24 protein-coding genes are annotated in these 23,673 nt (G+C 68.4%); 6 read left to right on the top strand and 18 right to left on the bottom strand.

Features of this window, described 5'->3' with window-relative positions:
• Positions 1–8: 8 nt before the first annotated feature.
• The 4 genes from AKG07_RS13970 to AKG07_RS13955 form a co-directional block, all read right to left on the bottom strand.
• Positions 9–878: a nitrilase-related carbon-nitrogen hydrolase gene (locus tag AKG07_RS13970; protein ID WP_082297951.1), complete on the bottom strand. Its 870-nt coding sequence runs from the start codon at positions 876–878 to the stop codon at positions 9–11.
• The gene (locus tag AKG07_RS13965; RefSeq protein ID WP_053098471.1) at positions 871–2,040 is read right to left on the bottom strand and encodes a cupin domain-containing protein; all 1,170 of its coding nucleotides are present in this window, start codon (positions 2,038–2,040) and stop codon (positions 871–873) included. Before AKG07_RS13965 ends, AKG07_RS13970 begins: the two co-directional genes overlap by 8 nt.
• A gap of 30 nt (positions 2,041–2,070) precedes the next feature.
• Positions 2,071–3,051, bottom strand: coding sequence for a nuclear transport factor 2 family protein (locus tag AKG07_RS13960; RefSeq protein ID WP_053098470.1), 981 nt, complete (start codon positions 3,049–3,051; stop codon positions 2,071–2,073).
• A 133-nt stretch (positions 3,052–3,184) separates the two neighbouring features.
• A complete protein-coding gene (locus tag AKG07_RS13955) occupies positions 3,185–4,186 on the bottom strand; it encodes a LacI family DNA-binding transcriptional regulator (RefSeq protein ID WP_053098469.1) in 1,002 nt (333 codons plus the stop codon).
• A 99-nt stretch (positions 4,187–4,285) separates the two neighbouring features.
• On the opposite strand from AKG07_RS13955, the gene hisD reads away from it, so the two are divergent.
• The 3 genes from hisD to AKG07_RS13940 are packed head-to-tail and all read left to right on the top strand — an operon-like array spanning position 4,286 to position 7,112.
• On the top strand, positions 4,286–5,617 hold the full coding sequence (hisD, locus tag AKG07_RS13950; RefSeq protein WP_053098468.1) for a histidinol dehydrogenase: 1,332 nt from the start codon (positions 4,286–4,288) through the stop codon (positions 5,615–5,617).
• Positions 5,614–6,372, top strand: a complete 759-nt coding sequence (locus AKG07_RS13945) for an SDR family NAD(P)-dependent oxidoreductase (protein WP_053098467.1) — start codon at positions 5,614–5,616, stop codon at positions 6,370–6,372. Before hisD ends, AKG07_RS13945 begins: the two co-directional genes overlap by 4 nt.
• The gene (locus AKG07_RS13940; protein ID WP_053098466.1) at positions 6,369–7,112 is read left to right on the top strand and encodes an HpcH/HpaI aldolase family protein; all 744 of its coding nucleotides are present in this window, start codon (positions 6,369–6,371) and stop codon (positions 7,110–7,112) included. The genes AKG07_RS13945 and AKG07_RS13940 overlap by 4 nt, the downstream gene beginning before the upstream one ends.
• Before the next feature lie 167 nt (positions 7,113–7,279).
• Here the strand turns inward: AKG07_RS13940 and AKG07_RS13935 are convergent, their stop codons facing one another.
• The 8 genes from AKG07_RS13935 to AKG07_RS13900 form a co-directional block, all read right to left on the bottom strand.
• Positions 7,280–7,993 (bottom strand): alpha/beta fold hydrolase, encoded by a 714-nt coding sequence (locus AKG07_RS13935; RefSeq protein WP_053098465.1) that lies wholly within the window; start codon positions 7,991–7,993, stop codon positions 7,280–7,282.
• Position 7,994: 1 nt separating this feature from the next.
• Positions 7,995–8,888 carry a carbohydrate ABC transporter permease gene (locus AKG07_RS13930; RefSeq protein WP_053098464.1) on the bottom strand — a complete coding sequence of 298 codons (894 nt, stop codon included), beginning with the start codon at positions 8,886–8,888 and terminating at the stop codon, positions 7,995–7,997.
• Positions 8,885–9,757, bottom strand: coding sequence for a carbohydrate ABC transporter permease (locus AKG07_RS13925; RefSeq protein WP_053098463.1), 873 nt, complete (start codon positions 9,755–9,757; stop codon positions 8,885–8,887). The genes AKG07_RS13930 and AKG07_RS13925 overlap by 4 nt, the downstream gene beginning before the upstream one ends.
• A gap of 72 nt (positions 9,758–9,829) precedes the next feature.
• A complete protein-coding gene (locus AKG07_RS13920) occupies positions 9,830–11,137 on the bottom strand; it encodes an ABC transporter substrate-binding protein (RefSeq protein WP_053098462.1) in 1,308 nt (435 codons plus the stop codon).
• Positions 11,138–11,290: 153 nt separating this feature from the next.
• Positions 11,291–12,514 carry an MFS transporter gene (locus AKG07_RS13915; protein WP_053098461.1) on the bottom strand — a complete coding sequence of 408 codons (1,224 nt, stop codon included), beginning with the start codon at positions 12,512–12,514 and terminating at the stop codon, positions 11,291–11,293.
• Between the two features lie 85 nt (positions 12,515–12,599).
• A complete protein-coding gene (locus tag AKG07_RS13910) occupies positions 12,600–12,890 on the bottom strand; it encodes a hypothetical protein (RefSeq protein ID WP_053098460.1) in 291 nt (96 codons plus the stop codon).
• 3 nt (positions 12,891–12,893) lie between these two features.
• A complete protein-coding gene (locus AKG07_RS13905) occupies positions 12,894–13,223 on the bottom strand; it encodes a DUF7882 family protein (protein ID WP_053098459.1) in 330 nt (109 codons plus the stop codon).
• A gap of 72 nt (positions 13,224–13,295) precedes the next feature.
• Positions 13,296–13,745 carry a MarR family winged helix-turn-helix transcriptional regulator gene (locus tag AKG07_RS13900; RefSeq protein WP_053098458.1) on the bottom strand — a complete coding sequence of 150 codons (450 nt, stop codon included), beginning with the start codon at positions 13,743–13,745 and terminating at the stop codon, positions 13,296–13,298.
• 123 nt (positions 13,746–13,868) lie between these two features.
• On the opposite strand from AKG07_RS13900, the gene AKG07_RS13895 reads away from it, so the two are divergent.
• Both AKG07_RS13895 and AKG07_RS13890 read left to right on the top strand, forming a co-directional pair.
• Positions 13,869–14,120 carry a hypothetical protein gene (locus AKG07_RS13895; protein WP_053098457.1) on the top strand — a complete coding sequence of 84 codons (252 nt, stop codon included), beginning with the start codon at positions 13,869–13,871 and terminating at the stop codon, positions 14,118–14,120.
• The gene (locus AKG07_RS13890; protein WP_053098456.1) at positions 14,120–14,677 is read left to right on the top strand and encodes a MarR family winged helix-turn-helix transcriptional regulator; all 558 of its coding nucleotides are present in this window, start codon (positions 14,120–14,122) and stop codon (positions 14,675–14,677) included. The genes AKG07_RS13895 and AKG07_RS13890 overlap by 1 nt, the downstream gene beginning before the upstream one ends.
• 15 nt (positions 14,678–14,692) lie before the next feature.
• Here the strand turns inward: AKG07_RS13890 and AKG07_RS13885 are convergent, their stop codons facing one another.
• The 3 genes from AKG07_RS13885 to AKG07_RS13880 all read right to left on the bottom strand — a co-directional run bounded on the left by AKG07_RS13885 (position 14,693) and on the right by AKG07_RS13880 (position 16,848).
• Positions 14,693–16,270: an MFS transporter gene (locus AKG07_RS13885; RefSeq protein WP_082297950.1), complete on the bottom strand. Its 1,578-nt coding sequence runs from the start codon at positions 16,268–16,270 to the stop codon at positions 14,693–14,695.
• Positions 16,271–16,370: 100 nt separating this feature from the next.
• Positions 16,371–16,544: a CsbD family protein gene (locus AKG07_RS17520; protein ID WP_072590528.1), complete on the bottom strand. Its 174-nt coding sequence runs from the start codon at positions 16,542–16,544 to the stop codon at positions 16,371–16,373.
• A 55-nt stretch (positions 16,545–16,599) separates the two neighbouring features.
• Complete coding sequence (locus AKG07_RS13880) at positions 16,600–16,848, bottom strand: hypothetical protein (RefSeq protein WP_053098455.1); 249 nt, start codon at positions 16,846–16,848, stop codon at positions 16,600–16,602.
• A gap of 91 nt (positions 16,849–16,939) precedes the next feature.
• On the opposite strand from AKG07_RS13880, the gene AKG07_RS13875 reads away from it, so the two are divergent.
• The gene (locus AKG07_RS13875; protein WP_082297949.1) at positions 16,940–18,604 is read left to right on the top strand and encodes an SDR family oxidoreductase; all 1,665 of its coding nucleotides are present in this window, start codon (positions 16,940–16,942) and stop codon (positions 18,602–18,604) included.
• A gap of 575 nt (positions 18,605–19,179) precedes the next feature.
• Here AKG07_RS13875 and AKG07_RS13870 read toward each other — a convergent pair.
• From AKG07_RS13870 to AKG07_RS13860, 3 genes are all read right to left on the bottom strand, one after another.
• Complete coding sequence (locus tag AKG07_RS13870) at positions 19,180–21,201, bottom strand: BCCT family transporter (RefSeq protein WP_233277284.1); 2,022 nt, start codon at positions 21,199–21,201, stop codon at positions 19,180–19,182.
• Positions 21,202–21,354: 153 nt separating this feature from the next.
• Positions 21,355–23,043: an ABC1 kinase family protein gene (locus AKG07_RS13865; protein WP_053098453.1), complete on the bottom strand. Its 1,689-nt coding sequence runs from the start codon at positions 23,041–23,043 to the stop codon at positions 21,355–21,357.
• 24 nt (positions 23,044–23,067) lie between these two features.
• Positions 23,068–23,655, bottom strand: coding sequence for a PadR family transcriptional regulator (locus AKG07_RS13860; RefSeq protein WP_053098452.1), 588 nt, complete (start codon positions 23,653–23,655; stop codon positions 23,068–23,070).
• Positions 23,656–23,673: the final 18 nt, after the last annotated feature.

The raw sequence follows: 23,673 nt of genomic DNA, 5'->3' as shown, positions 1-23,673 counted from the left end.
ATACCCACTCAGTACAGGTCGGCGCGCCGATCGGCGAACAGGTCGTTGTGCGGCGGCAGCGCCTTGCCGCGGGCGGCGTCGAGCGACAGCACGGCCGTCGCCCCCATCACCGCGCGGAAGGCGACGATCCAGCCCTGCTCGTCGATGATCGCCGTGCCGTCGGTCCAGTCGACACCGCGCTCGGACCCCCATCGATCGGCGATCACGACGGGCAGTCGCGAAGACCGCGCCGACGCCATCGCCTGGATCAGCTCGGGTGCATGTTCGCCGTCCGGCCGGGGCACGAGCGGCCAGTTGACCGGCAGCGCGAGCACATCCGCGCCCGCGAGCGCGAGACGGCGCGGCACCTCAGGGAACTCGTTGTCGTAGCAGAGCGCCACGCCGAGACGACCGAACGGGGCGTCCACGACGAGTCCGGCCTCGGACCCGCTGTCGAAGACGAGCTTCTCGGCACCCCACAGATGCGACTTGCGGTAGTCGGCCAGGCGCGCGTCGCGAGTGAGCACGGCGGCGGTGTTGAAGAGCCGCTCCCCGTCTGCTTCGGCGTATCCGACCACGACGACGGCATCCGCGGGGATCGCCTCCTGCAGCGTCGACCACCGCGGGTCGTCGGCGGTGAGAGCGACGCTGTGCGCCTCCTCGCGATCCGCGAACACGTAGCCGCTGGTCGCGAGTTCCGGCAGCACGATCAGCTGCGCCTGCCGACGAGCAGCGGCAGAGATCGCCGAGCGGATGCGGTCGAGATTGCCGTCGACGTCGCCGAGCACGATCTCGGGCGACAGCGCCGCGACGCGCAGCTCAGCGGCATCCGATCCCGTCACGGACGCGCCGGGGCGCGAGAGGGCGGTACCCCCTCGCGCCCCGTCGTTCTCAGTCATCTTCCGTGGCGGTGACCATCACTCCCAGCGGGGCCAGGTAGCCGTTGGGATCGATGGTCCAGTCGGCGGCGGCCGCCGCTTCGACGACCTCCGGAGCCCACTCGAGGTAGACGCGGTCGTCGCCGCCGTTGATCACGAGCACCGTGCCGGTGCCGGACTCGTCGCCCTCGACGCAGACGTACGAGCGCCAGCTGCCCTCCGGAACCGAGAAGGTGTCTCCGGCGCCCAGCGTGACGGCGGTCGACGGGTCGCCGTTGAGGGTGACCTCCCAGCGGCCGGTCTTGAACAGCAGCGCCTGCGTCTTGTCGTGGCGGTGGCGCAGCACTCCCTGACCGGCTTCGGCCCGCACCCACGCGAGGTTGAACGAGTGGGGTTCCGTGACGTTCGGCACCTGGCGACGGTTCTCGCTCATGCCGTATCCGATGGCGGTGGCGAGCTCGACGTGCCCGCCGTCGACCGCCGCGCACAGCAGCGCCGCCGACGAGTACTTGCGGTCGCCGGGCTGGATGACCCGCGAGCGCATGTCCTCGACCGTGTAGGTCGTGAGCTCGTCGATGTAGTGCTGCTTCATCGGGGTGATCAGCGGCACATCGTCGGGCAGCACGTCACCGGCGACCGTGTCGATGAGCTTGTTGTCGGCCGTGAGGTGAAGGCCGTAGGACTCCGCCTCGCGCAGCACCGACGGACCCCAGATGATGCCGCCGTTGTCGTCGCGGCCGAGCACCGTGTAGAGGATGCCGTCATCCGGCCCCTCGTTCGTGAACCCGCGGAAGATCCAGGTGGGGATCGTCACGATGTCTCCGTCGTGACTGATGTACTCGCCCTGCTTGCCGTCGACACCCCAGCGGAGGCGGAACTCGCCGCCGAGATTGATGAAGACCTCCGCAGTGAAGTGCAGATGCAGGTTGTTCGAGATGCCGTTCGGCATCCCGGCGGCTCCGGTGTTGAAGCCGTGATTCACCTCGAGGTTCACGTACTGGCTCGCGTTCTGCGAGACGCCGGCGCCGATGAAGGAGTAGTTCTCCTTGCGGTCGGATCCGGGAGTGCGGCAGTCGATGAAAGCGGAGTTGCACGGCACCCAGTCGGTGCGGCGGATGGTGCGGCGTGCGATCTCGTCCGCGGGGACGATGACGTCGACCTGGTCGACGATGGCGTTGCTCATTTCTTCTTCTCCTTGTCGATCAGTCGATGATCAGTAGATGTTGCTGAAGGCTGCCGGCTCGTCGCCGCGGGTACCCGCGATCTGGGCGCGCAGGGCGATGTCGTCCCACAGGCGCACCTCCTTGACGAGGGCTCCCTGGTGGAAGGTGAACTGCGAGATGCCGAGCACATCGACGGGCTTGCCGGTGAGGCTGCCGTAGTTCGGGGCTCCGTTGTAGTCGCCGACGAACTTCCAGGTGACCGCGACGCGCAGTCCCGCATAGCGGACGTCGTAGTTGGTCTGGATGTCACGGATCTCGAACTGCCCGGCGGGGAACGACTCGAGGAATCGCAGCAGTGCGCGGCGGTAGCCCTCAGGCCGGATGACGACGCGGTTGCCGACCGTGAGCAGCACGAGGTCGCGGTGGAAGAACTTCTCGACCTTCTGCAGGTCGCGGTCGTTCCACACTGTCTGGATCATGTCGATGACGGTCTCGACCTCGGAGCGGTGGTCGTCGGGACGCACGCCCGAGTCGCCCTTCGCGATCGGATCGGCGGGCGCCGGCTCGGTCCACGACCCCGTGTAGCCGCGGAAGGCCTGGGCGCGGGCGAGCTCGTCGAGGTCGTCGCCGCGTTCGAGTGCGCCGGCGAGCGAATCGCGCACGACCCACTCCTCGACCATGCGGCCCTTGCGGTACAGGCAGTTGGCGATGGTGCGGCTGTGCGAGGAGGTCTGCAGGTGCCCCGACAGCACGAGGTGCGAGCTGAGGAACGCATCGTCGCCGCGAGCCTCCCAGATCACGTCTTCGGCCTGGCCGGTGCGATCGGGTGTCGCCGAGATGCGCATGAGCGTTCCTTCGATGACCTCCTGTCGCGTCGTCGAGGTGCCGTAGGCGCCGTGCACGATCGAGTCGGGCTCGTAGTTGTCGCGGATGAAGCTGATCGACCGATCGACCCAGATCAGATCGGTGACCTCACGGATGAAGTCGTCGGGGTCTTGGTAGGGCAGATAGGCAACCGGGTCGAGAGACACGCGTTTCACTCCTTCGAGATGCGAAGCTGCGGTTCATCGGTGATCGCTGGCTTCTTCCTCGTCAGTGTATGCGTATGCACAAAGCAACGCAAGAGACGATCCTGCGCACACGGTGATCATCGCCGAGAGGCGGTCAGTCGGCGCGTGCGGCCGCGAGAGTGCGCCTCGGCACGAAGACGGACTCGAAGCGCGTCTTCTCGAGCTCGGCGCTCGGATCCTCGATGCGGCGCACGATGAGGTCGGCGGCCGTGCGCGCCATGCCGGCGATGTCGTAGCCGATCGTGGCGAGGTCGATGATCGGCCAGGCCGCTTCGGGAAGGTCGTCGAAACCGAGGATCGAGAGGTCGTCCGGCACCCGCAGACCGGCGCGGTGCGCGGCATTGAGCGCACCGTACGCCACCACATCGTTGCCGCAGAACAGCAGGGTCGGGCGCTCCGACCCTTCGAGGAGCTCGGACGCCGCAGCCTCGCCCTCGGCAGCTCCGTAGGGCACCCGGCGCACGTGACTCTCGGGCAGCGTCACACCCTCGGCGACGAGCGCCTCCCGCAGAGCGGCCTCGCGGCTCTGCGCCGTGCTCGTGTTGCTCGGTCCGAGCACCGCGCCGACCCTGGTGTGCCCGAGTGCGACAGCACGCCGAACCGCCTCGCGATAACCGGGAGCCGGGTCGACGACCGTGGCGTCCGCCTCGACGAACGAGCCGGTGCGGTTGAAGTACACGAAGGGCAGCCCGCGATCCTTGAGGCGCAGCGGCGCGACGGAGTCCACGGTGGTGGTCGCGAGGATCACGCCGTCGAGGCCGTTGGCCAGCAGTCGCTCGACGATGGTGTCGTTGTCGGCCGACTCGGTGTGCAGCATCAGCTGATACCCGAGCGTCTCGAGCTCTCGGTGCACCGGGGCGATGATGTGCGAGTAGAACTGGTTGTCGAGATCGGTCAGCAGCAGGCCGATGCGCCGCGTGCGACCGGACGACAGAGCTCGCCCCGCCTCGCTCGGCACGTAGCCCAGCAGCTGGGCCGCCTCGCGCACCCGGAGCTTCGTCGCCTCGGACACCCGCGCGTCGTCGCGCAGTGCCCGAGACACCGTCGGCTGCGAGACTCCCGCCAAGCGGGCCACATCACGACTCGTGACGACCATCTGGCGCCTCCCCCTCGATCTCAGGATTCTACCGCCCTTGACGCCCGAATGCATACGCGGTCATAATCAGCACATACGTATGCAACGGAAGGAAGGGCCATGCCCCTGCATCTCAAGACCGCGCCGACGAAGACGTTCGCGGACACCGCTCAGCAGGACGTCGCCGAGCGGGTGAGGGGAATCATCGGCGACATCCGCGAGAACGGCGACGTCGCCGTGCGGCGGTACGCCGAGCAGTTCGACAACTGGAGTCGCGACTCGTATCGGCTCTCCGATGACGAGATCACCGAGATCATCGGCACGCTCGACGCCCAGGTGATCACCGACATCGAGTTCGTGCAGAGCCAGGTGCGCCGCTTCGCTCAGGCCCAGCGCGACTCGCTCGTCGACATCGAGGTCGAGACGCTGCCCGGGGTGTTCCTCGGACAGAAGCATGTTCCGGTTCAGGCGGCCGGTGCGTACATCCCGGGAGGGAAGTACCCGCTGACGGCATCCGCGCACATGACGATCATCACCGCCAAGGTCGCCGGCGTGCCCCGCGTCGTCGCGTGCACTCCGCCCATCCGAGGCGAGATCCCCGCCGCGACCGTGGCCGCGATGAAGATGGCCGGCGCCGACGAGATCTACATCCTCGGCGGAGTGCAGGCGGTGGCGGCGATGGCCGTGGGCACCGACTCGATCGAACCGGTCAACATGATCGCCGGCCCCGGCAACGCCTACGTCGCCGAGGCCAAGCGCCAGCTGTTCGGCGAGGTCGGCATCGACCTCTTCGCCGGCCCGACCGAGATCCTCATCGTCGCCGACGAGCACGCCGATCCCTTCTTCACCGCCGTCGACCTGCTCTCCCAGGCAGAGCACGGCCCCGACTCCCCCGCCGTGCTCGTCACGACCTCGCAGGCGCTGGCGGAGGAGGTCATGGACTGGATCGAGAAGATCCTGCCCGGCATGCCCACTCGCGACTACGCCGGCCCGGCCTGGCGCGACTGGGGACAGGTGATCGTCGCGGACGACCTCGACGAGGCCTATCGGATCGCCGACGACTTCGCCTTCGAGCACGTGCAGATCTTCACGCAGAACCCGCGCGAGGCACTGACGCGGATGCACGACTACGGCGCGCTGTTCCTCGGCGAGAACACCTGCGTCTCGTACGGCGACAAGGTGATCGGCACCAACCACGTGCTGCCGACGCTCGGCGCCGCGAGGTACACCGGCGGACTCTGGGTGGGCAAGTACCTGCGCACGGTGACCTATCAGGAGATCCAGAACAGCGAGTCGTCGGCCGAGCTCGGAGCCGTGTGCGGCCGCGCTGCACGAGTCGAGCTCTTCGAAGGTCATGCCCGCTCGGGCGATGCCCGCGCCTGGAGGCACGCCGGCACGGAGTTCGCCTGGATCGACGAGAGTCACGCGGCGGTCGGCGCGGAGTCGCGATGACCGACCTCGCCGGTCGCACGGCCGTGGTCACCGGCGGCGGCAGCGGACTCGGGGCGGCCATCGCCCGGTCCCTGCACGCCGCCGGTGCGCACGTGGTCGTGGTCGGGAGGGACGCCGAGAAGCTCGACCGCGTCGTCGCCGACCTCGGTTCACGGACACGCGGAATGACCTGCGACGTGTCGGATCCGGCATCCGTCGACAGGCTGCGGGAGCAGCTGGCGGACACCGAGGTGTCGATCCTGGTGAACAACGCCGGCATCCCGGGTCCGGTCGCAGCGCTCACCGACATCGAGGTCGACGACTGGGACGAAGTGTTCGCCGTGAACGTGCGCGGCACGTTCCTGCTCTGCAAGGCACTCCTGCCCGGCATGGTCGAACGCGGCGACGGCGACGTCATCAACGTGGCCTCCGTCTCGGGCAAGCGTCCGCTCGCGCACCGCACACCGTACTGCGCGTCGAAGATGGCCGTGATCGGGCTCACCTCGACGCTCGCGTTCGAGGTCGGACCGGCAGGTGTGCGGGTGAACTCGCTGTCGCCGGGCCCGGTGCAGGGACCGCGCATGGAGCGCAACTTCCGCCTCGAGGCCGCGAGATCGGGCACGAGCATCGACGACGCCGAGCAGGCGTTCGTCTCGCGCGCGGCGCTCGGACGCATGGTCACAGAAGAGGAGGTGGGCGCAGCGGTCATCGCGATGCTCGGGATGCCGGGCATGTGCGGTGCCGACATCGATCTCTCAGCAGGAATGGTCGCATGATGCGGTCGCTGCGAGCCCGAGCGCTCGCCGGCGAGAAGCTGATCGGGGCACTGCTCCGGATGCCGTCGGAAGAGCTGGTCGAGATGCTCGCCGTCGCCGAGTTCGACTTCGTGCTGATCGACTGCGAGCACGGCCCAGCCGACGTCGTCGCGCTGCGGCAGCACATCGCGCTGGCCCAGGTGCACGGCGTGCCGGTGATCGTGCGCGTCGGCGAGGGCGACCGCGGCCAGATCCTGCGGGTGCTCGACCAGGGAGCCCAGGGCATCCTCGCCCCTCACCTCGACACGACAGCGGATGCCGAGGCGCTGGTCTCTGCGGCGATGTACCCGCCGGTCGGGTTGCGCGGATTCGCGACCTACAGCCGGGCCGGACGCTTCGGTCTCATCGACCCCTCAGAGCACCGCGACTGGTGGCTCGAGAACACTCTCGTGCTCGGGATGATCGAATCGCCCGGCGGGGTCGCAGACGTCGAGGGCATCGCCACGGTGCCACGACTCGACGGCATCATGGTCGGCCCCGCCGACCTCGCAGCGTCGAGTGGACCGGATGATCGACCGGTGCCCGAGGCGATCGCTGCGGTGCATTCGGCGCTGGCCAGGGTCGGTTCACTGCGCATGGACATCGTCGGCACGAGGGATGCGGCGAGCGCGGCCTTCGCCGACGGAGCCGACCTCGTCGTCTACAACCTCGCGTCCTCTCTCATGGCGCACCTGCGCGGCCTCGCGGCGCCCGAGCGCTGAGCGCTCGCCGCATCCCGCGCCGCCCGCGCCCCCCGCGCCCCGCCACCCACCGTCGATCCGGAGGAGATCTGCGATACGGAGGTCAACTCCCCCGCGTCCACCCTCCGAATCGCGGATCCCCTCCCGACTGCCGCAGCACCACAATCCGAGGCGCAGCGAACCCGAGGTCAGACGACGATGCCGGCCAATCGCTGCTGCGACATCCACGACCGGACGAGACGCCCGAACTCACGCGGCCGCTCGAGTGGCAGCAGGTGGCCGGCATCGAGGGTGACGAGACGGGCGTCAGGCATCGCCGACACGATCTCGGTGTGGAAGTGCGGCGGACAGATGGCGTCGTCGAGCCCCGAGACGACGAGGGTCGGCATCGACAATCCGGTGATCCGCGAGAGCAGGTCGGTGCGCGTGAGCTGCATCCGCAGTTGAGCGCGCAGCCGGTCGGCACCGGTCTCCTCCCCCATGCGCAGAGTCCGCTCCACGAGCTCGGGCCGCTCTCGCACGAGCGCCTCCCCCAACAGAGGAATGAGGATGCCGTCCTGCAGCGCGCGCGGCTCGACGCCCTCGTCGAGTGCCGTGAGCCACCCGCCCCATCCTGAACGCTGCGCGTCGGTCGGCGCCTTGGCATTGGTCGACACGAGGCAGAGGCCGGCCACCCTCTGAGGCGCGGCGAGGGCGAGAGCCATGCCGACGATGCCCCCGAGCGAGTGGCCGACGAGCACGAAGGTCTCGGGCAGATCCCGGAGCAGCGCCGCCACCTGCTCGCCGATCGAGGGACGATCCAGCACCGACCGGACCGCCCCCTCGAACCGCGCATCCGTCCACAGGTCGGCCGTGCAGTTCATGCCCGCGAGAAGCACGAGCGGCGGCACCGCGGCAGCCACCTCAGCCCTTCACGGCACCGTCGCTGAGACCCGCGACGAGATACTTCTGCGCGATGAAGGCGATCACGAACACCGGGATCGTCAACAGCATCGACGCCGCTCCCGCCTGCTGCAGCATCGGCAGGGTCTGACCGAGCTGCGTGGCGATGAACACGGGCACCGTCTTCGACGAGGTGTCGGTGAGCACGAGCGCGGTGAGGTACTCCTGGAAGGCGAACAGGAACACGAAGATGCCGGCGGTCAGGATCCCCGGCCCCATCAGCGGGATCATGACCCTGCGCAGCATCCCGATCCTGGTGCAGCCGTCGATCATGGCCGCCTCGTCGAGCTCCTTCGGAATCTCGGCGAAGAAGTTGCGCAGCAGCCAGATCGTGAACGGCTGGTTGATCGCGACGAGGGCGATCGCGAGCGCGAACGTGGTGTCGTAGATGCCGAGCGCGCGGCTGATGTCGTACATCGGCAGCACCACCGCGAAGCGGGGCAGCGCACGGAAGATCAGTGCGAGCACGAGCAGCAGCGCCGAGACGTAGCTGGGGAACCGCGACAGCGCATAGGCCGCCGGGATGCCGATCGCCAGCGCGATCACGGTGGACACGACCGCCACGACCACGGTGTTCACGAGGTAGTCGGCGAAGTACGTGGTCTGCCACAGATCGACGAACGCCTGCAGGGTCGGCTGGTAGTCCCAGAGCACCGGCGGGTTGGCGAAGGCGACGTCGGTGGGCTTGGTCACCGACGTCGTCATCCAGATGAAGGGGCTCAGCATCACGATGCAGAGGATGCCGAGCAGCAGCCCCGTGATCACCGGCGGGCGGTTGGGGCCGCGGCGACGGCGCTTCGGCACGCCCTTCGTGACGATGGCCCTCGTCGAGAGTTCTGCGGAGGTGAGACTCATCGTTCGGCCTTCGCTTCCTTGAAGATGCCCCGGATGAACGGGATCAGCATGATGAGGATCAGGAGGATGGTGAGCACGTTGATCGCGCTGCCGAGACCGAGGTTCTCGGCGCCATCGGCGAATGCCACGGAGTAGACGTAGAGCATGATCGATTCGTTGCCGATGTTCTGCGCCTGCGGCGACAGCGGGATCAGGTTGTCGAACATGCGCAGCACATCCATGATCGTGATCAGTGTCACGAACCCGAGCACTCCGCGGATGGTCGGGATGATCACGTTGAGGTGCGTCTGGAAGCCGTTGGCGCCATCGATCTTCGCGGCCTCCTTCAGCTCGTTCGGCACGCCCTGGAGTCCGGCCAGGATGATCAGCATCGCGAACGGGAGCATGTGCCAGACGGTGTTGGCGATCACGAGGATCGCGTTGGGGACCTGGTCGGTGAACCAGAGCACCTGCGACCCGCCGACGAAGCCGATCAGGCGGTTCACCACACCGCCGAAGTTGTCGTCGAAGAGCCACGAGAAGGCGACGGCGCCGACGAGGTTCGGCAGCACGTACGAGACGAGCATGATGCCGAGCACGAGCGGACGCGACGTGGTGATGCGGTTGATGCCGGTGGCGATGATGTACCCGAAGACGAGCAGGATCGCCGTGGTGACGATCGTGACGGCGACCGTGAACATCACCGCCTTGTGGAAACGGGGATCCGTCAGCGCGTCGGTGAAGTTCTCCAACCCGATGAAGGTGCCTGGTGTGCCGTAGCGGACCTGCTCGAAGCTCCACTGCACCGTGCGCACCAGCGGCAGCACGAGCAGTGCACCCATCACCAGCAGGCTCGGAGCGAAGAGCAGCCAGAATTCGCGTGCCTTCATGTGCGTCCTCCCTTGGACGGACTGTGGCCTGAACTCGCGCTCAGGCCACAGTCATGGACGGTCGGATCGGGGTCAGCCGGCGATCTTCTCGCCGGCGGCCTGCATCTGGGCGAGCCCGTCGTCGACGGACACCTGGCCGTTGAGGATCGAGACCAGGATCGGCCGGATCTCGTTGGTGATGTCGGCGATGACCGGCGACACGATCGGCGGCATGGCGCTCGCGATCGAGTCGTTGGCGGCGGCACCGTACGGGGAGTTCTCCTCCGTCACCATGCCCTCGCGGGCCGGGTAGGCGGCGGGGACGGATGCCGTGGACGCGTCCTCGCTGACGGCGGACGCCATCATCTGGAAGAGCATGTCGTGGTCGAGCTTGGTGTTGAAGGGGATCGACCAGCCGTCGATCGAGAGGCGGTTGTAGGAGTACTCGGCGTCGTCGGAGACCTTGGGCGCACCGGCGAATCCGAAGGAGTCGGACAGCTTGGAGTTCGCGGGCAGGGTCAGGTCGAACATGCGACCGGAGAACATGATAGACATGGCCGCCGTGCCGTTGAACATCTGCTGCTGCACCTTGGGCTGGTCGAAGGTCGTGACCTGCGGGTCCATGTAGGGCTTGAGTGCGAGCATCGCCTCGACGGCCTGCTTCGCCTCGGGTCCGTCGAGCGTGACCTCGCCGTCTGCGGTAACGAAGTCGGCGCCGAGGGAGTTCATCGCCCCTTCGAAGCCGGTCGTCACGTCGGCCGTGGCGAGCCAGGGCAGCGCGATCGGGTAGTCCATGAGGCCCTCGGCCTTGATCGCCTCGGCCGCGGCGATCATCTCGTCGAAGGTGGTCGGCACGTCGAGGCCGAGGTCTTCGAAGATGTCGGTGCGGTAGGCCATGACGAACATCTGCGCCTGCATCGGGATGGCGTAGATGTCGCCGTCGTAGGACATGCCCTCGACCATCGACTCGCTGATCTCGCCAAGCCCGTAGTCCTCGCCATACTTGTCCCAGAGGTCGTTCAGCGGAACGAGCTTCTCCTCTTCGCCGAAGCCGGGGATGACGAATCCGTAGGTCTCGATGATGTCGTAGGTGCCCGTGTCGCCGGCCAGGGTGGCCGTGGTCTTGGTCACCTGCCCGCCGAAGTCGATCGGATCGTGCTTCAGCGTCACGTCATCGGTCGAACAGCTCTTGACCATGGTGTCGGTGAAGGGGTCGATGGCGGAGGAATTGTAGGCGAGGACGTTGACCGTGGTCTTGCCCTCGGGAGCCGTGTAGTCGCACGACACCGTTGTCGCGTTCTCATTGTCGGTTCGGGTCCCGGCGCCGCAGCTGGAGAGGGCGATCATGCCCACTGCTGCGAGGGCGAGTACCGGCAGTGCTCGATGCTTGATGTGTCCCATGACGCTGATGGTATACGTATGCAATCGACTTAGGGAAGCCTATGTTCCCGGAAACTTTCAGGATTGAATACGTATACTGCGAAAACCCGCGATACGGGAGGACGAACACCCTTCCGCATCACTCTCACGGCCCTCCGTGGCCGACCCGAACTGCTACTCCCGAACCCTGCGCTTCTCGAGCACGCCGGCGAGAAGCACCGCGACCAGAGCCGCAGCCGGGGCCACGATCAACCCGGCCCGCAGGCTCTCGGTGTCGGCGATGAACCCGACGATCGGCGGTGACAGCAGGAAGCCGAGCCGCAGCAGCCACGACACGACCGTGAGCCCCACTCCCGGTCGCAGGCCGGGCAGTTCGTCCGCCGCATGCATGGCGGCCGGGATGAGCGTCGCGATGCCGAAGCCGACGGCGGCGAATCCGGCGATGGTTCCCGGCACGCTCGGGAAGATGAGCGCGAGTGTCATGCCCGCTGCGGCGATCAGTCCTCCGACGCGGGCCACCGCGCGCTGCCCGAACCGGTCGGTCATGCCGTCGCCCAGCATCCGGCCGATGAACTGTGCGCCGACGAGCGCGATGAATCCGAGCGGCGCGATGGCGGCCGCGGCGCCGAGCGATTCACTCAGATAGAGAGTCGCCCACGAGTTGCCGGCGTCTTCGGCCACGGCACCGGCCATCGCGATGAGCGTGAGCGCGATGATGATCATCACGGTGCGAGGGCTGACTCCGCGGCGCACGGCGCTGCCCAGCTCGACCGGCTCGGCCGTCGCCTCCGCATCCGCCTCCTCATCGCGTCCGGGCAGGCAGAACCAGAGCGCGGTGAAGGCGACGGCCGCGAACACCGCGGTCGAGATGCCGAGATGCACGCCGAGCGGCAGCTGCAGGGCGATCGCGGCCGCGGCCATGCCTCCGCCGAGAACCGCGCCGATCGACCAGATGGCGTGGAAGGAGTTGATGATCGAGCGGCCGTATCGCCGCTGCACGCGCAGACCGTGCGCGTTCTGGGCGACGTCGGTGATCGCGTCGGATGCTCCGCCGAGCAGAAGGGCGACGGCGAAGAGGATGCCGGAGGGCGCCAGTGCGGCGGCGAGCAGGCCGAGTCCCGTGGCGATCGTGCCGAACACGGCGATCCGCGCCGAGCCGAATCGACGGATCAGCACGGCGGCGAGAAGACCCGCGGCGATCGCGCCGGCAGGGAAGGCCGCGATCGCGAGGCCGTACCCGGCGTTGTCGAGCCCCAGAGCAGCCTTGATCTCGGGGTAGCGGGGCAGGATGTTGGCGAACAGTGCGCCGTTCGTGAGGAACAGCGCCGAGACCGCGATGCGCGCTCGGCGCGACGCTTGATCGACAGCAGGCCGTCGAATCGATTCGATCGAAGTCATAGCAACGACCGTACACGTCGAGGGACGGCGTCGAAAATCGCCTTCCGCGTCGCGTATGCCACCCGTGCGGCGATCGCGATCGACCTCAGTGGAGCTGCGGTTCGCCCTGTGCGATCTCTTCGGCGATCACGGATGCCGCAGCGACCGCAGCCTTGGCGGCATCCAGGTCGTCGAACTGGCCGATGAAGTCGGACTGCGCTCCGAAAGCCCGAAAGCCCTCGCGCGGCGTCCCCGCGATCGATCCGAGGAACTGGCGCCGGTCATTGCCGACGTAGAAGCCGGGATCGACCTCGACCCACAGCCCTCGCGTCCGCGAGGCGCCTCGCACCCGCGCGCTCGTCGCCGCCTTGGCGGCATTCCTGATGCGTGCGGACATGGCTCACGCAGTCATCGCGTGCAGCACACGCGACCCCGTGAGCGCCGGAGCGAACTCACCTCGGGTGAGGTCGAGCCCGCCGGCAGAGTTCGCCGCGTTCATCATCGAGACCACCAGCGAGCGGTCGATGCTCGGCTCCTCGTCCATGGCGAACCGGAGGGGGATGGAGGCGTGTACCCAGAGCGTCTCGACGGCGCCGTCGCCGATCGAGAGGGTCAGGGGGAAGGACTCGTTGCGCCGCAGCTTGGTCACGATCACCAGCCGCAGGTGGGTCAGCAGCTCGTCGTCGATCTCGATCGGTGCGGCGGTGCTTCCGTAGGTCAGGTAACCCATGTTCTCTCCCTCACGCTCAGACTGGCTTGAGAAATAGATTACTAGGTTACCTAGCTAAATCCCAGTCCGGCGTCAGGGAAGGTCGCCGATCTCTTCCGTCAAGCGGTGCAGGAACCGTGAGATCGCATCGGTCTGCTCGGGCGTGAACTCGTCGGCGAGGGCGGCGATGCGCTGCGTGAGCTCGTCGGCGGGCGAGTGGAGATCGCGCAGAGAGGGTCGCAGAACCTTCGATCGCGCGTCAGCCGGATGCGGGGCGACGACGATCTGGCCGCGCTCCTGCAGACGGCGCAGCAGGCTCGTGATCGCGGCCGTGCTCACGTTCAGGTGCGCAGCGAGTCCTCCCGGGGTCGCGGGAGCATCCGCCGGCGCCTCCGTGATGTACCTCATGGCCTCACGATCGGTGTCGTTGGGCGCGCGCAGCGCGGCGAGGCGACGGCCCAGCTGCGCCTCGGCGCGACGGAGTTCGTCGACCCGAGCGACGAGATCGGTCGACGTCGTTCTGATGTCGGTCCTGCTGGCCATGTGTCACCCCCTGACCCCTCCATGCTACTCGAAAGACAGGTAACGAGGTGGCCTAGCGAATTCCAATGCCACCAGGGACTCTGATCGGGTGCGAAGATAGAACACGGGCAGGAAAGGGACGTCATGGTCGAGCGATTCACACTCGGGGATGCGGGGTACATCATGTACGCCGACATGCTCGATCGCCTGCGAGCGCGGTTCCCGTCGGTTCCCGCCTGGCGGCTCGACCAGATCGTGGCCGCCGAGCACGACGCCATCACGGGCGGACTGCTGCGGATCGTCCCTGCCGAGGTCGAAGCCGGCGCGATCGAGATGCTCGCGCGCGAGCATGGAGAGAACGAGGGATCCCTGAGCGATGACGGCGAGGTGGCGTGATGGAGCGCTCTGAAGAATTCGGCCGATCGGGGTACTGGTACCCCGACTCCGACAGCGCGAGCACGGTCGACGTGCTCAACATGCTCCGCCGCTACCGCTCGGCCGAGACCGCCATGCGAGCCCGCACCAGGGCGTCGATGGGTATGAACGAGACCGACCTGGTCGCGCTGCGATTCCTGCTGCGCGAGCAGCGGGCCGGCCGCATCGTGCGCCCGATCGACATCGCCCGCATGCTCGACATCTCCACGGCGTCGACGACGACCCTCATCGACCGCCTCGAGAAGGGCGGGCACGCGAAGCGCGAGCCGCACCCGACCGATCGCCGCGCCGGGGTCGTCGTGCCCACCGTCAGCAGCGACGACGAGGTGCGCGAGACCCTCGGCGCGATGCACCGGCGGATGCTGTCGCTCGTCGACGAGATGAGCGACCGCGAGCGTGGCATCGTGACGCGATTCCTGGCCGGCATGACCTCGGCCATCGAAGAGGCGTCGGATCTCGATCAGGAACTGCGCGACGTCATCCGCTCGCACGAGGAATCCGAGCCCTCCGGCGAGTGATCCCTCCGCCGCGGGTCAGGCCTTCTCGACCTGATCCTCGACCCGAGCGCCGGCTTCTCCGTCGTCGTCCGCGGCGTTCTCGAGGCGTTCGGGGAACAGCTCGTCGAGGTCGAGGTCGGGGTTCTCCTCCTGCGTCTCGACCAGTTCCACGGCCTCCTCGATCGTCTGCACGCTCGGCATCGCACCCGGCAGAGGCCTGCGCGCGGACTCCTTGAGCACCACCACGGCGATGAAGCCGGCGATCGAGGTGCCGATCACGTAGAACGCCGGGGCCAGCGACGATCCGGTCATCTGCACGAGCGCCTCCATCACGACCGGAGCCGTGCCCGCGAACAGGGCGACGGCGAGGTTGTACGAGATGCCCATGCCGCCGTAGCGCGACGACGTCGGGAAGAGCGCGGGCAGAGACGAGGCGAGGTTGGCCACATAGAAGGTCACGGGGAAGGCGAGCAGCACCAGGCCGAGGAGCGTCGACCAGATCTCCCCGCGCATCATGAACAGGAACGACGGCACGGCCAGCACGATCGCCGAGATCGACCCGATGAACAGCACCTTGCGGCGTCCGATGCGGTCGGAGAGCTTTCCGGTGAGCGGGATGCAGAGCGCCATCGCCACGAGCACGGGAAGGGTGAGCAGAGTGCCGTGCACCTCGTCGTAGCCCAGGGTTCCGGTGAGGTACGTGGGCATGTAGGAGGTGAGGGCGTAGCCCACGGTGTTGGCGGCGGCGACGAGCACGAAGGCCGTCAGCAGCTCGCGCCAGTATGCGCGGATCAGTGCGAGCACGCCCTTGGGCGCATCCGCCGACGCCTGTGCGTCGTCGGCCGCGCGCTTCGCCGAGTCCTGTGCCTCCTGGAATGCCGGGGTGTCCTCGATCTTCAGCCGGAAGTAGATCGCGATCAGTCCGAGCGGAAGCGCGACGAGGAACGGGATGCGCCAGGCGAAGCCCTGCATGACCTCGGCCGACAGCGTCAGCTGCAGGATCGAGACGAAAGCGGCGCCGATGGCGAAGCCCATGTACGAGCCGAGGTCGAGCAGGGAGGCATAGAAGCCGCGGCGCCGGTCGGGCGCGTACTCGGTGATGAAGGTCGTGGCGCCCGCGTACTCGCCGCCGGTCGAGAAGCCCTGCGCGAGCTTGAGCACGATCAGGAGGATCGGCGCCCAGACGCCGATGACCGAGAAGTCGGGGAGCACGCCGATGAGGAACGTGGCCGCGGCCATCATGATCAGCGTGAAGGCCAGCACGCGCTGACGGCCGAGTCGATCGCCGAGCTGGCCGAGCACGATGCCGCCGAGCGGACGGGCGACGAAGGTCACCGCGAAGACGCCGAGCGAGAAGAGCGACTGCGCCCCGGCGGATGCGTCCGGCAGGAACGCCCGCCCGATGATCACCGCGAGATAGCCGTAGACGCCGATGTCGTACCACTCCATGAGATTGCCGACCACGGTGCCGGCGACCGCGCGGCGGAGCATCGGGCGGTCGACGACGGTGACGTCCTCGACCGTGAGCCGACGAGGCTCTGCCGCGGCGGGACGCAGCCGTCGCAGCAGGCGCTGCCACAGGTTCGGCGTGTCATTGTTCAGGCGGTCGGACATGCTGTCTCACTCTCTCTCGCGCCGCACGACCATCGCAGGTCGAACCGCACAGAAGGCGGGGAGGTGGCTCGCGCCACCTCCCCGCCGTTGCTCACCGGTGTCAGTTGTTGAACGCGTCCTTCACGTTCTCTCCGGCCTTCTTGACGTCGGCCTTCGCCTGGTCGGCGCGGCCCTCCGCCTCGAGCTTCTCGTTGTCGGTCACCTTGCCGACGGCCTCCTTCGCCTTGCCGGCGAGGTCCTGAGCGGTGTTCTTGATCTTGTCATCGAGTCCCATGGGGGCTCCTCTCTCTTATCAGCGGTGGTCTGTGGTCGAGCGCCGCGCCGTGGGGTCACAGGGGGATGTCGAGGGCGGATGCCACCAGCGGCAGAGTGCCGGCGGCGATGACCGCGATGAGGCCGACGACTCCGGCGGACTTCCAGAACGGCGTGCGCGATGCGGGGAGCGGGACGCTGCGGAGCCCGGTGGAGCGGCCGACAGCAGCACGTGCCGACAGCGGGGCGACGTCGACAGGACCGTTCGGCAGGATTCGCCGAGACCGGAGCTCACGACGGGTGGGGTACTGCGTGGCTGTCGTCATGTGATCACCTTCCTCCGCCAAAAGATTACTAGATGAACTAGTCAATCGCCAGCCTAGTGAAATTTCCGGTCATCACGCCTACGCTCGACACATGACCGAGCTCACCCAGCCCACCGGGCACGAAGAGGCCCTGCGCGCCCTCCCACGCGAAGACGGATCGGCGCCTCGCGCGCTGGTGCTCGGCGCCACGGGATACATCGGCGGGCGGCTGACGCCTCGTCTGCTGAACGCCGGATACCGGGTGCGCGCACTGGCCCGCGACGCCGCGCGCGCGGCATCCTTCCCATGGGGTGCCGACTGCGAGATCGTCGAGGGCTCGGCTGACGACGCGGACGCCGTGGCCGAGGCCATGCGCGATGTCGACGTGGTCTACTACCTGATCCACTCGATGACGGCGGGCAAGGGGTTCGAGGAGAGCGACGAACGAGCGGCCACCACGGTGGCGGATGCCGCGGCGAAGGCGGGCGTGCGCCGCATCGTGTACCTCGGCGGACTGCACCCCGACGACGTGAAGCTCTCGCCTCATCTGCGCTCCCGGGTGCGGGTGGGCGAGATCTTCCTCGAGTCGGGCGTTCCGACGCTCGTGCTGCAGGCCGGCGTCGTGATCGGCTCCGGTTCCGCATCGTTCGAGATGATCCGGCACCTGACCGACGTGCTGCCGTACATGCCGGCGCCGAAATGGGTGCGCAACCGCATCCAGCCGATCGCGGTGCGCGACGTGCTGCACTACCTGCTCGGCGCCGCGCGCGTCGATGACAGCGTCAACCGCGCCGCCGACATCGGCGGACCCGACGTGCTGCGCTACGGCCAGATGATGAACGGCTATGCGCTCGAGGCGGGTCTGCGCCAGCGCGCGATCGCTGCCCTGCCGGTGCTCACTCCGGGACTCGCATCGCACTGGGTGAACCTGGTGACCCCGGTTCCGCGATCGATCGCGCGCCCGCTCGTCGCGTCGCTGCAGAACGAGTGCATCGTGAAGGACCGCGCGATCGATGACCTGATCCCCCGCCCGGACGGCGGGCTGACCCCGTATCGGACCGCCGTCTCGATGGCGCTGGGCCGCCTCGACGCCGACACCATCGAGACGAGCTGGCAGGATGCCGAGGTCTCGGGCGCCCCGAGCGACCCGCTGCCCAGCGACCCGGACTGGGCGGGACGCACCGTCTTCACCGACACCCGCAAGCTGAAGACGTCGGCCCCGGTCGACGGACTGTGGCGGGTGATCATCGGCATCGGCGGGTCGAACGGCTGGTATTCGTCGAAGTTCCTCTGGGCGGTGCGCGGCTGGATGGACCGGCTCGTCGGCGGAGTCGGGCTCCGCCGCGGACGCCGCAGCAAGGCCGAGGCGCGGGTCGGTGATGCGATCGACTTCTGGCGTGTCGAGGCCGTCGAGGAGCCGGGCCGCAAGACCGACTCGTCGCCCGCGAGCGGCGGACTGCTGCGGTTGCGCGCCGAGATGAAGGTGCCGGGCGAGGCCTGGCTCGAGCTGCGCGCACTGCCCGACGGCGACGGATCCCGCTACGAGCAGCGGGCGGTCTTCTTCCCCCGCGGGCTCGCGGGACGGCTGTACTGGCTGGCCGTGCTGCCGTTCCACGGCTTCATCTTCGCGGGCATGGCGGCGAAGATCACCGCCGCGGCATCCGTCCCCGTCGAGACGGTCGCGCCCGGTGTCGGCGAGGCGGGTGTCGGCGAGGCGGGTGCGGGCGAGGCGGGTGCGGGCGAGGCGGGTGCGGGCGAGGCGGCCCCCGTCGCCTGAGCCTCTGGGCCGGGGCTGCGGCGGCATCCGCCTGAGCCCCGGCGCCCCGCGCCTTCAGGCTCCCGCCTCGCGCCTTCGGCCTCCCGCACGCCTTTGCGCTTGCGGGGCCACTTCGGCACCGGGACTCACGTGCGGGGCCACTTTCACATCGGAAACGGCCGATTCGGATGCGTTACTGACCCCGCACCGGGATGGAGCCGCGGGTAGGGGCAACTCACGCCCAACCCACATGGCGGGGCCACTTCGGCACCGGGATCCACCCGCGAGGCGCGTGCGGGGCCACTTCGGCACCGCGACTCACGTGCGGGGCCACTTTCGCGGCGGAAACGGCCGATTCGGATGCGTTACTGACCCCGCACCACGGTGCAACCCGCGGGTAGGGGCAACCTCACGCCCCACCCACGTGGCGGGCCACTTCGGCATCGGGACTCACGTGCGGGGTGCGTGCGGGGCCACTTCGGCATCGCGACTCACGTGCGGGGCCACTTTCTCAGCGGAAACGGCCGATTCGGATGCGTTACTGACCCCGCACCGGGCCGGGGGCGGCGCGGGCGGGGTCAACAATGCGACTGACGTCAGGAAGGACGCTCGGCGAGGCCCGCAGGGTCGCCCCCGTCATCCGACCCGGCGTCCGCGGCCGCACCCGCACTCGCATCGCCGGCATCGGCGCCGGCATCCGCAGCGCCACCACCGGCATCCGGGATGATGTCGATCGCCTCGGTCGCGGTCGCGTAGACCTCGGCGAGGCTGTCGTCGACGTCGGCCTCATCGATCCAGGCGAGGTCGTCTTCGGAGTGGTCGTACTCGACGGGCACGAGCGCGAAGTCGTCGCCGTACTCCTCGAGTCCGGCCATGACGCTGTGGCGAACGGCCATGCGGGCATAGCGCTCGCGCAGGATCATGGGGTCGCGTCGCAGATCCTTCATGAACGCGACCATCATGAAGGCCATGATCACGGCGAACGGCAGCGCCGCGATGATCGTGACGTTCTGCAGCGACTTCAGGCCGCTGCCCTCTTCGCCGGTGACGAGCAGCACCGCCGCGATCACTCCGACCAGGACTCCCCAGACGACGGCGACCCAGCGCGACGGCTCGGGGCGACCCTGCTGCGAGAGCGTGCCCATGACGAGCGAGGCCGAATCGGCGCCGGTGATGAAGAAGATCGAGATCAGCAGGATGAGCACGATGCTGGTGATCAGCGGGAACGGCAGGTTCTCGAGCACGCCGAAGAGCACCTCTTCGGGCGGGTCGACCGTGAGTCCTGCGCCGTTCATCTGCTGCTGGATCGCCGTGGTTCCGAAGATCGCGAACCAGATGAGCGAGATGGCGGCCGGAACCAGGATGACGACGGAGACGAACTGGCGCAGCGTGCGGCCCCGCGAGATCTTGGCGATGAACATGCCCACGAACGGCGACCAGGAGATCCACCATGCCCAGTAGAAGATCGTCCAGCTCGACAGGAACATCTGCGCCTCATCGCCCTGCGACGCCGACCGCGCGACCATCTCGGGCAGGTCGCCGAGGAACTGCACGGCGACCGAGGGGATGACGTTGAGGATCAGCAGCGTCGGTCCGACGAAGAAGACGAAGAATGCGAGCAGCAGCGCGACGACCGCGTTGATGTTCGACAGCGCCCGGATGCCCTTCGAGACGCCCGAGACCGCCGAGGCGATGAAGCAGGCGGTGAGCACGGCGATGGCCGCGATGAGCACGCCGTTGCCGAGTTCGCCGATGCCGCTGACGATCTCGACGCCGTGGCCGATCTGCAGGGCTCCCAGGCCGAGCGACGCGGCCGTGCCGAAGAGGGTGACGATGATCGAGAAGATGTCGATCGTGCGACCGAGGGGCCCGGTGGTGCGGCCCTCGCCGAGCAGCGGCGCGAAGATCGACGAGATCAGGGGGGTGCGGCCACGACGGAACGCGCCGTACGCGATCGCGCCGCCGACCAGCGCGTAGAAGGCCCACGCCTGCGGGCCCCAGTGGTAGAGCACCTGCGCCTGCGCCGTGTGCATGGCCTCGAGGGTGTTCGCCTCGACCGTTCCGGGCGGCGGGTTCTCGAAGAAGGTGAGCGGCTCGGCGGCGCCCCAGAAGACGAGACCGATGCCCATTCCGGCGGCGAAGAGCATCGAGATCCACGAGAACATCGAGAACTCGGGCTCTTCGTCGTCGCGGCCCAGGGGAATGCGTCCGTAGCGGCTGAAGCCGACGAACAGCATGAAGATCAGGATGACGGTCGCGATCGTGGTGAAGAAGAAGCCGAAGTACTCGACGACCCACCCGAGCACGGTCGAGGTCGTGCCCGAGAGGTTGTCACCCGCGAACACGCCCCACGCGATGAACGCGAGGGTCAGCGCGACGGCGATGCCGAAGACGAGCGGATCGGTGCGGTAGGTGCGTCCGGTCTCTTCGACCGAGACGCCGGGCACGAGCGCCGGGTGCACGCCGCGCGGCGGAACCGCGGCGATGTCACGCACGATCTTCTGCGCGGTCTCGGTGGCCTTCGCGGCCTGCCTGATCGCGGCGGTGGAGGTCTTCGGAGGGTGGTTCCTCGTGGGCGTCTTCTCGTCCGGAGTGTCCATGAGAACCCATTCTCCCATGCCGGCATTCTGCGACCTGGACGGAAAGGCCAGATGAACGGGTCGATCCGCGGCGCTCCGGGGCGCACACGCCGGGCGGATGCCGGATGCTCCGGGTTCTCCGGGCGCGTCAGCGCGAGCACCAGGGCGCGTCAGCGCGAGCACCAGGACGCGTCAGCGCGAGCGACGACCGCCGAACACCGAGTGCAGCAGGGGCAGCGCCGAGACGCAGATGAGGGTGATGCCGAGCGGCGGCAGCGGCGTGACGAGCAGCGCGCCTCCGACGAGCATCGCGGCGAACAGCACGCCCGATCCGATGCGGCGGGCGATGCCCTCGAGCCGGTCGAGGCGGCGCTCGAGGGCCGAGGTGTCGAAGGTGACGTTGCCGTCGTCGACGCGGGTGATGATCGCGTCGATCCGCTTCGGCAGGCGGTAGGTGACGGCGGCGGTCTCCATGGCCTGCTGCGCCATGTCCTGCATGAGGTTGCCCGACTCGTCGCGCAGCAGGCGGCCGGCGTAGGGCTCGGCGGCGTCCCACACGTTGAACGACGGATCGAGGCTCGAGCACATGCCCGAGGTCAGCGACACCGCACGGATGAGCAGCAGCATGTTCTCGGGCAGCTGGAGCGGAAGCGAACGCACCATGTCGCCGAACTCGTCGGCGAAGTCGGTGAACTCCCGAGGGTCGACCTTGCTGAGCTCGGCGAAGCCCATGCCGCCGAAGCGGGCGAACAGCGCGCGGAGCGCCCGCTCGAGCTCGGCGGTGTCGGCGGAGGGCAGCAGCACGCCGATCTCCTGGGCCGCGGTGACCAGGCCTCGGCTGTCGCGACCGGCGACCGCGATCAGCAGGGTGCGCAGACCGTCGCGGAGGTTGTCGGGCACCTCGGCCATCATCCCGAAGTCGATGAAGGTGAGGCGGAAGTTGCGGCCGGTCGTCGAGTCGGCCTCCGGAGTCACGAAGATGTTGCCCGGGTGCGGGTCGGCGTGCACGAAGCTGTGCGTGAACACCTGGTCGAACATGACCTCGGCGAACACGTCGGCGACCTCGGCCGGATCGATGCCGGCTGCCCGCAGAGCATCCGTGTCGTTGATCTTGATCGCGGTGACGTCCGAGAGCGTGAGCACGCGCCGGGTCGACCGCTCCCAGACGATCTCGGGGGCGCTGACGCGCGGGTCGCCGGCGAAGTTCTCACGAAAGCGCTCGGCGCTGGCGGCCTCGTGCAGGTAGTCGATCTCCTCGAGGCTGGTCTGCGCGAACTCCTCGACGAGGCCGGGAGCGTCGACCCGATCGGCAACCAGTCGCACGCGCATCGCCCAGCGGGCGACGCGGCGGAGTGCCGCGAGGTCGACCGCGACGATCTCGTCGATGCCGGGGCGCTGCACCTTGACGACGACGTCGCCGAGACCGGTGTCGACGGCATCCTGCGCGGAGAGGCGGGCCCGGTGCGCCTGGCCGAGGGATGCCGCAGCCACCGGCGTCTCATCGAACCAGGCGTAGGCCTCAGCGAGTGGACGGCCGAGTTCGGCCTCGGCGGCCGCGCGGATGTCGGCGAACGGCACGGCCGGGACCTCGTCCTGCAGTCCCTCGAGCTCCTTCGTGATCTCGGGCGGCAGCACGTCGAGACGCGACGACATGAACTGCCCGACCTTGATCATGAGACCGCCGAGTTCGACCGCGAGCACGTGGAACCGCTTCGCGAAGCGCTGCATGCGCGGCGCCCGGGTGCGCTCGGCGATCGAGCTCATGCCGAAGCGCGGCAGCACGAGCTCGAACCACCAGACCTTGAGGAACTCGCGCGCCGCGAACGACAGGATGCGGCGGTACCGGGCACGATGGGCGCCCTGCGCCGCAGCATCCGTCATGTGTCGTCCCTGTGTCGTGTGCGATCAGTCCTGAGCGAGGATCGAGTACAGCCTACGGCGGGCCTCGTCGAGGATCTCGACCGCCTGCTGCACCTGCTCGGTGCTGCCGCTGCGACCGACGGCCGCGGCTGCCGCCGCGAGGTCGACGCCCGCCTTGGGCAGTGCGCTGTAGCGGGGGTTGTCGTGCGAGCCCTCGCTCTTCGACTGCGACTCCCACGGAGCGGGGGTCTCGGTGTGCTCGGCGGCGACGGCGCGGCCGGCCTCGGTGAGCGAGTAGGTCTTGCGACCGTTCTGCTCCTGAGCCTCGATCAGGCCCTCGTCGGCCAGCAGCTGCAGGGTGGGGTAGACCGAGCCTGCGCTCGGCTTCCACGATCCGCCGCTGCGATCGGCGATCTCGTTGATGATCTGGTAGCCGTGCATCGGCTTCTCGGTGAGCAGCGACAGCACCGCAGTGCGGACGTCGCCCTTCGCCATGCGCGAGCCGCCGCTGGGGCGCTGCTCGAAGGACTTGCGGAGCTGCTCCATGGCATCGAAGATCGCGGATGCGGGCCCGCCCTGGCCCGAGCCGAAGCCGGATCCGCCGAACGGGTTCGAGGGGAATGCGTTGTTCATGATGACCTCCCGGAAGTG

The organism is Microbacterium sp. CGR1, from assembly GCF_001266755.1.
In the GTDB taxonomy this organism is placed as follows: domain Bacteria; phylum Actinomycetota; class Actinomycetes; order Actinomycetales; family Microbacteriaceae; genus Microbacterium.
The sequence above is the reverse complement of the archived record's forward strand: the minus strand, read 5'-3'. Positions and strand labels throughout refer to the sequence as shown.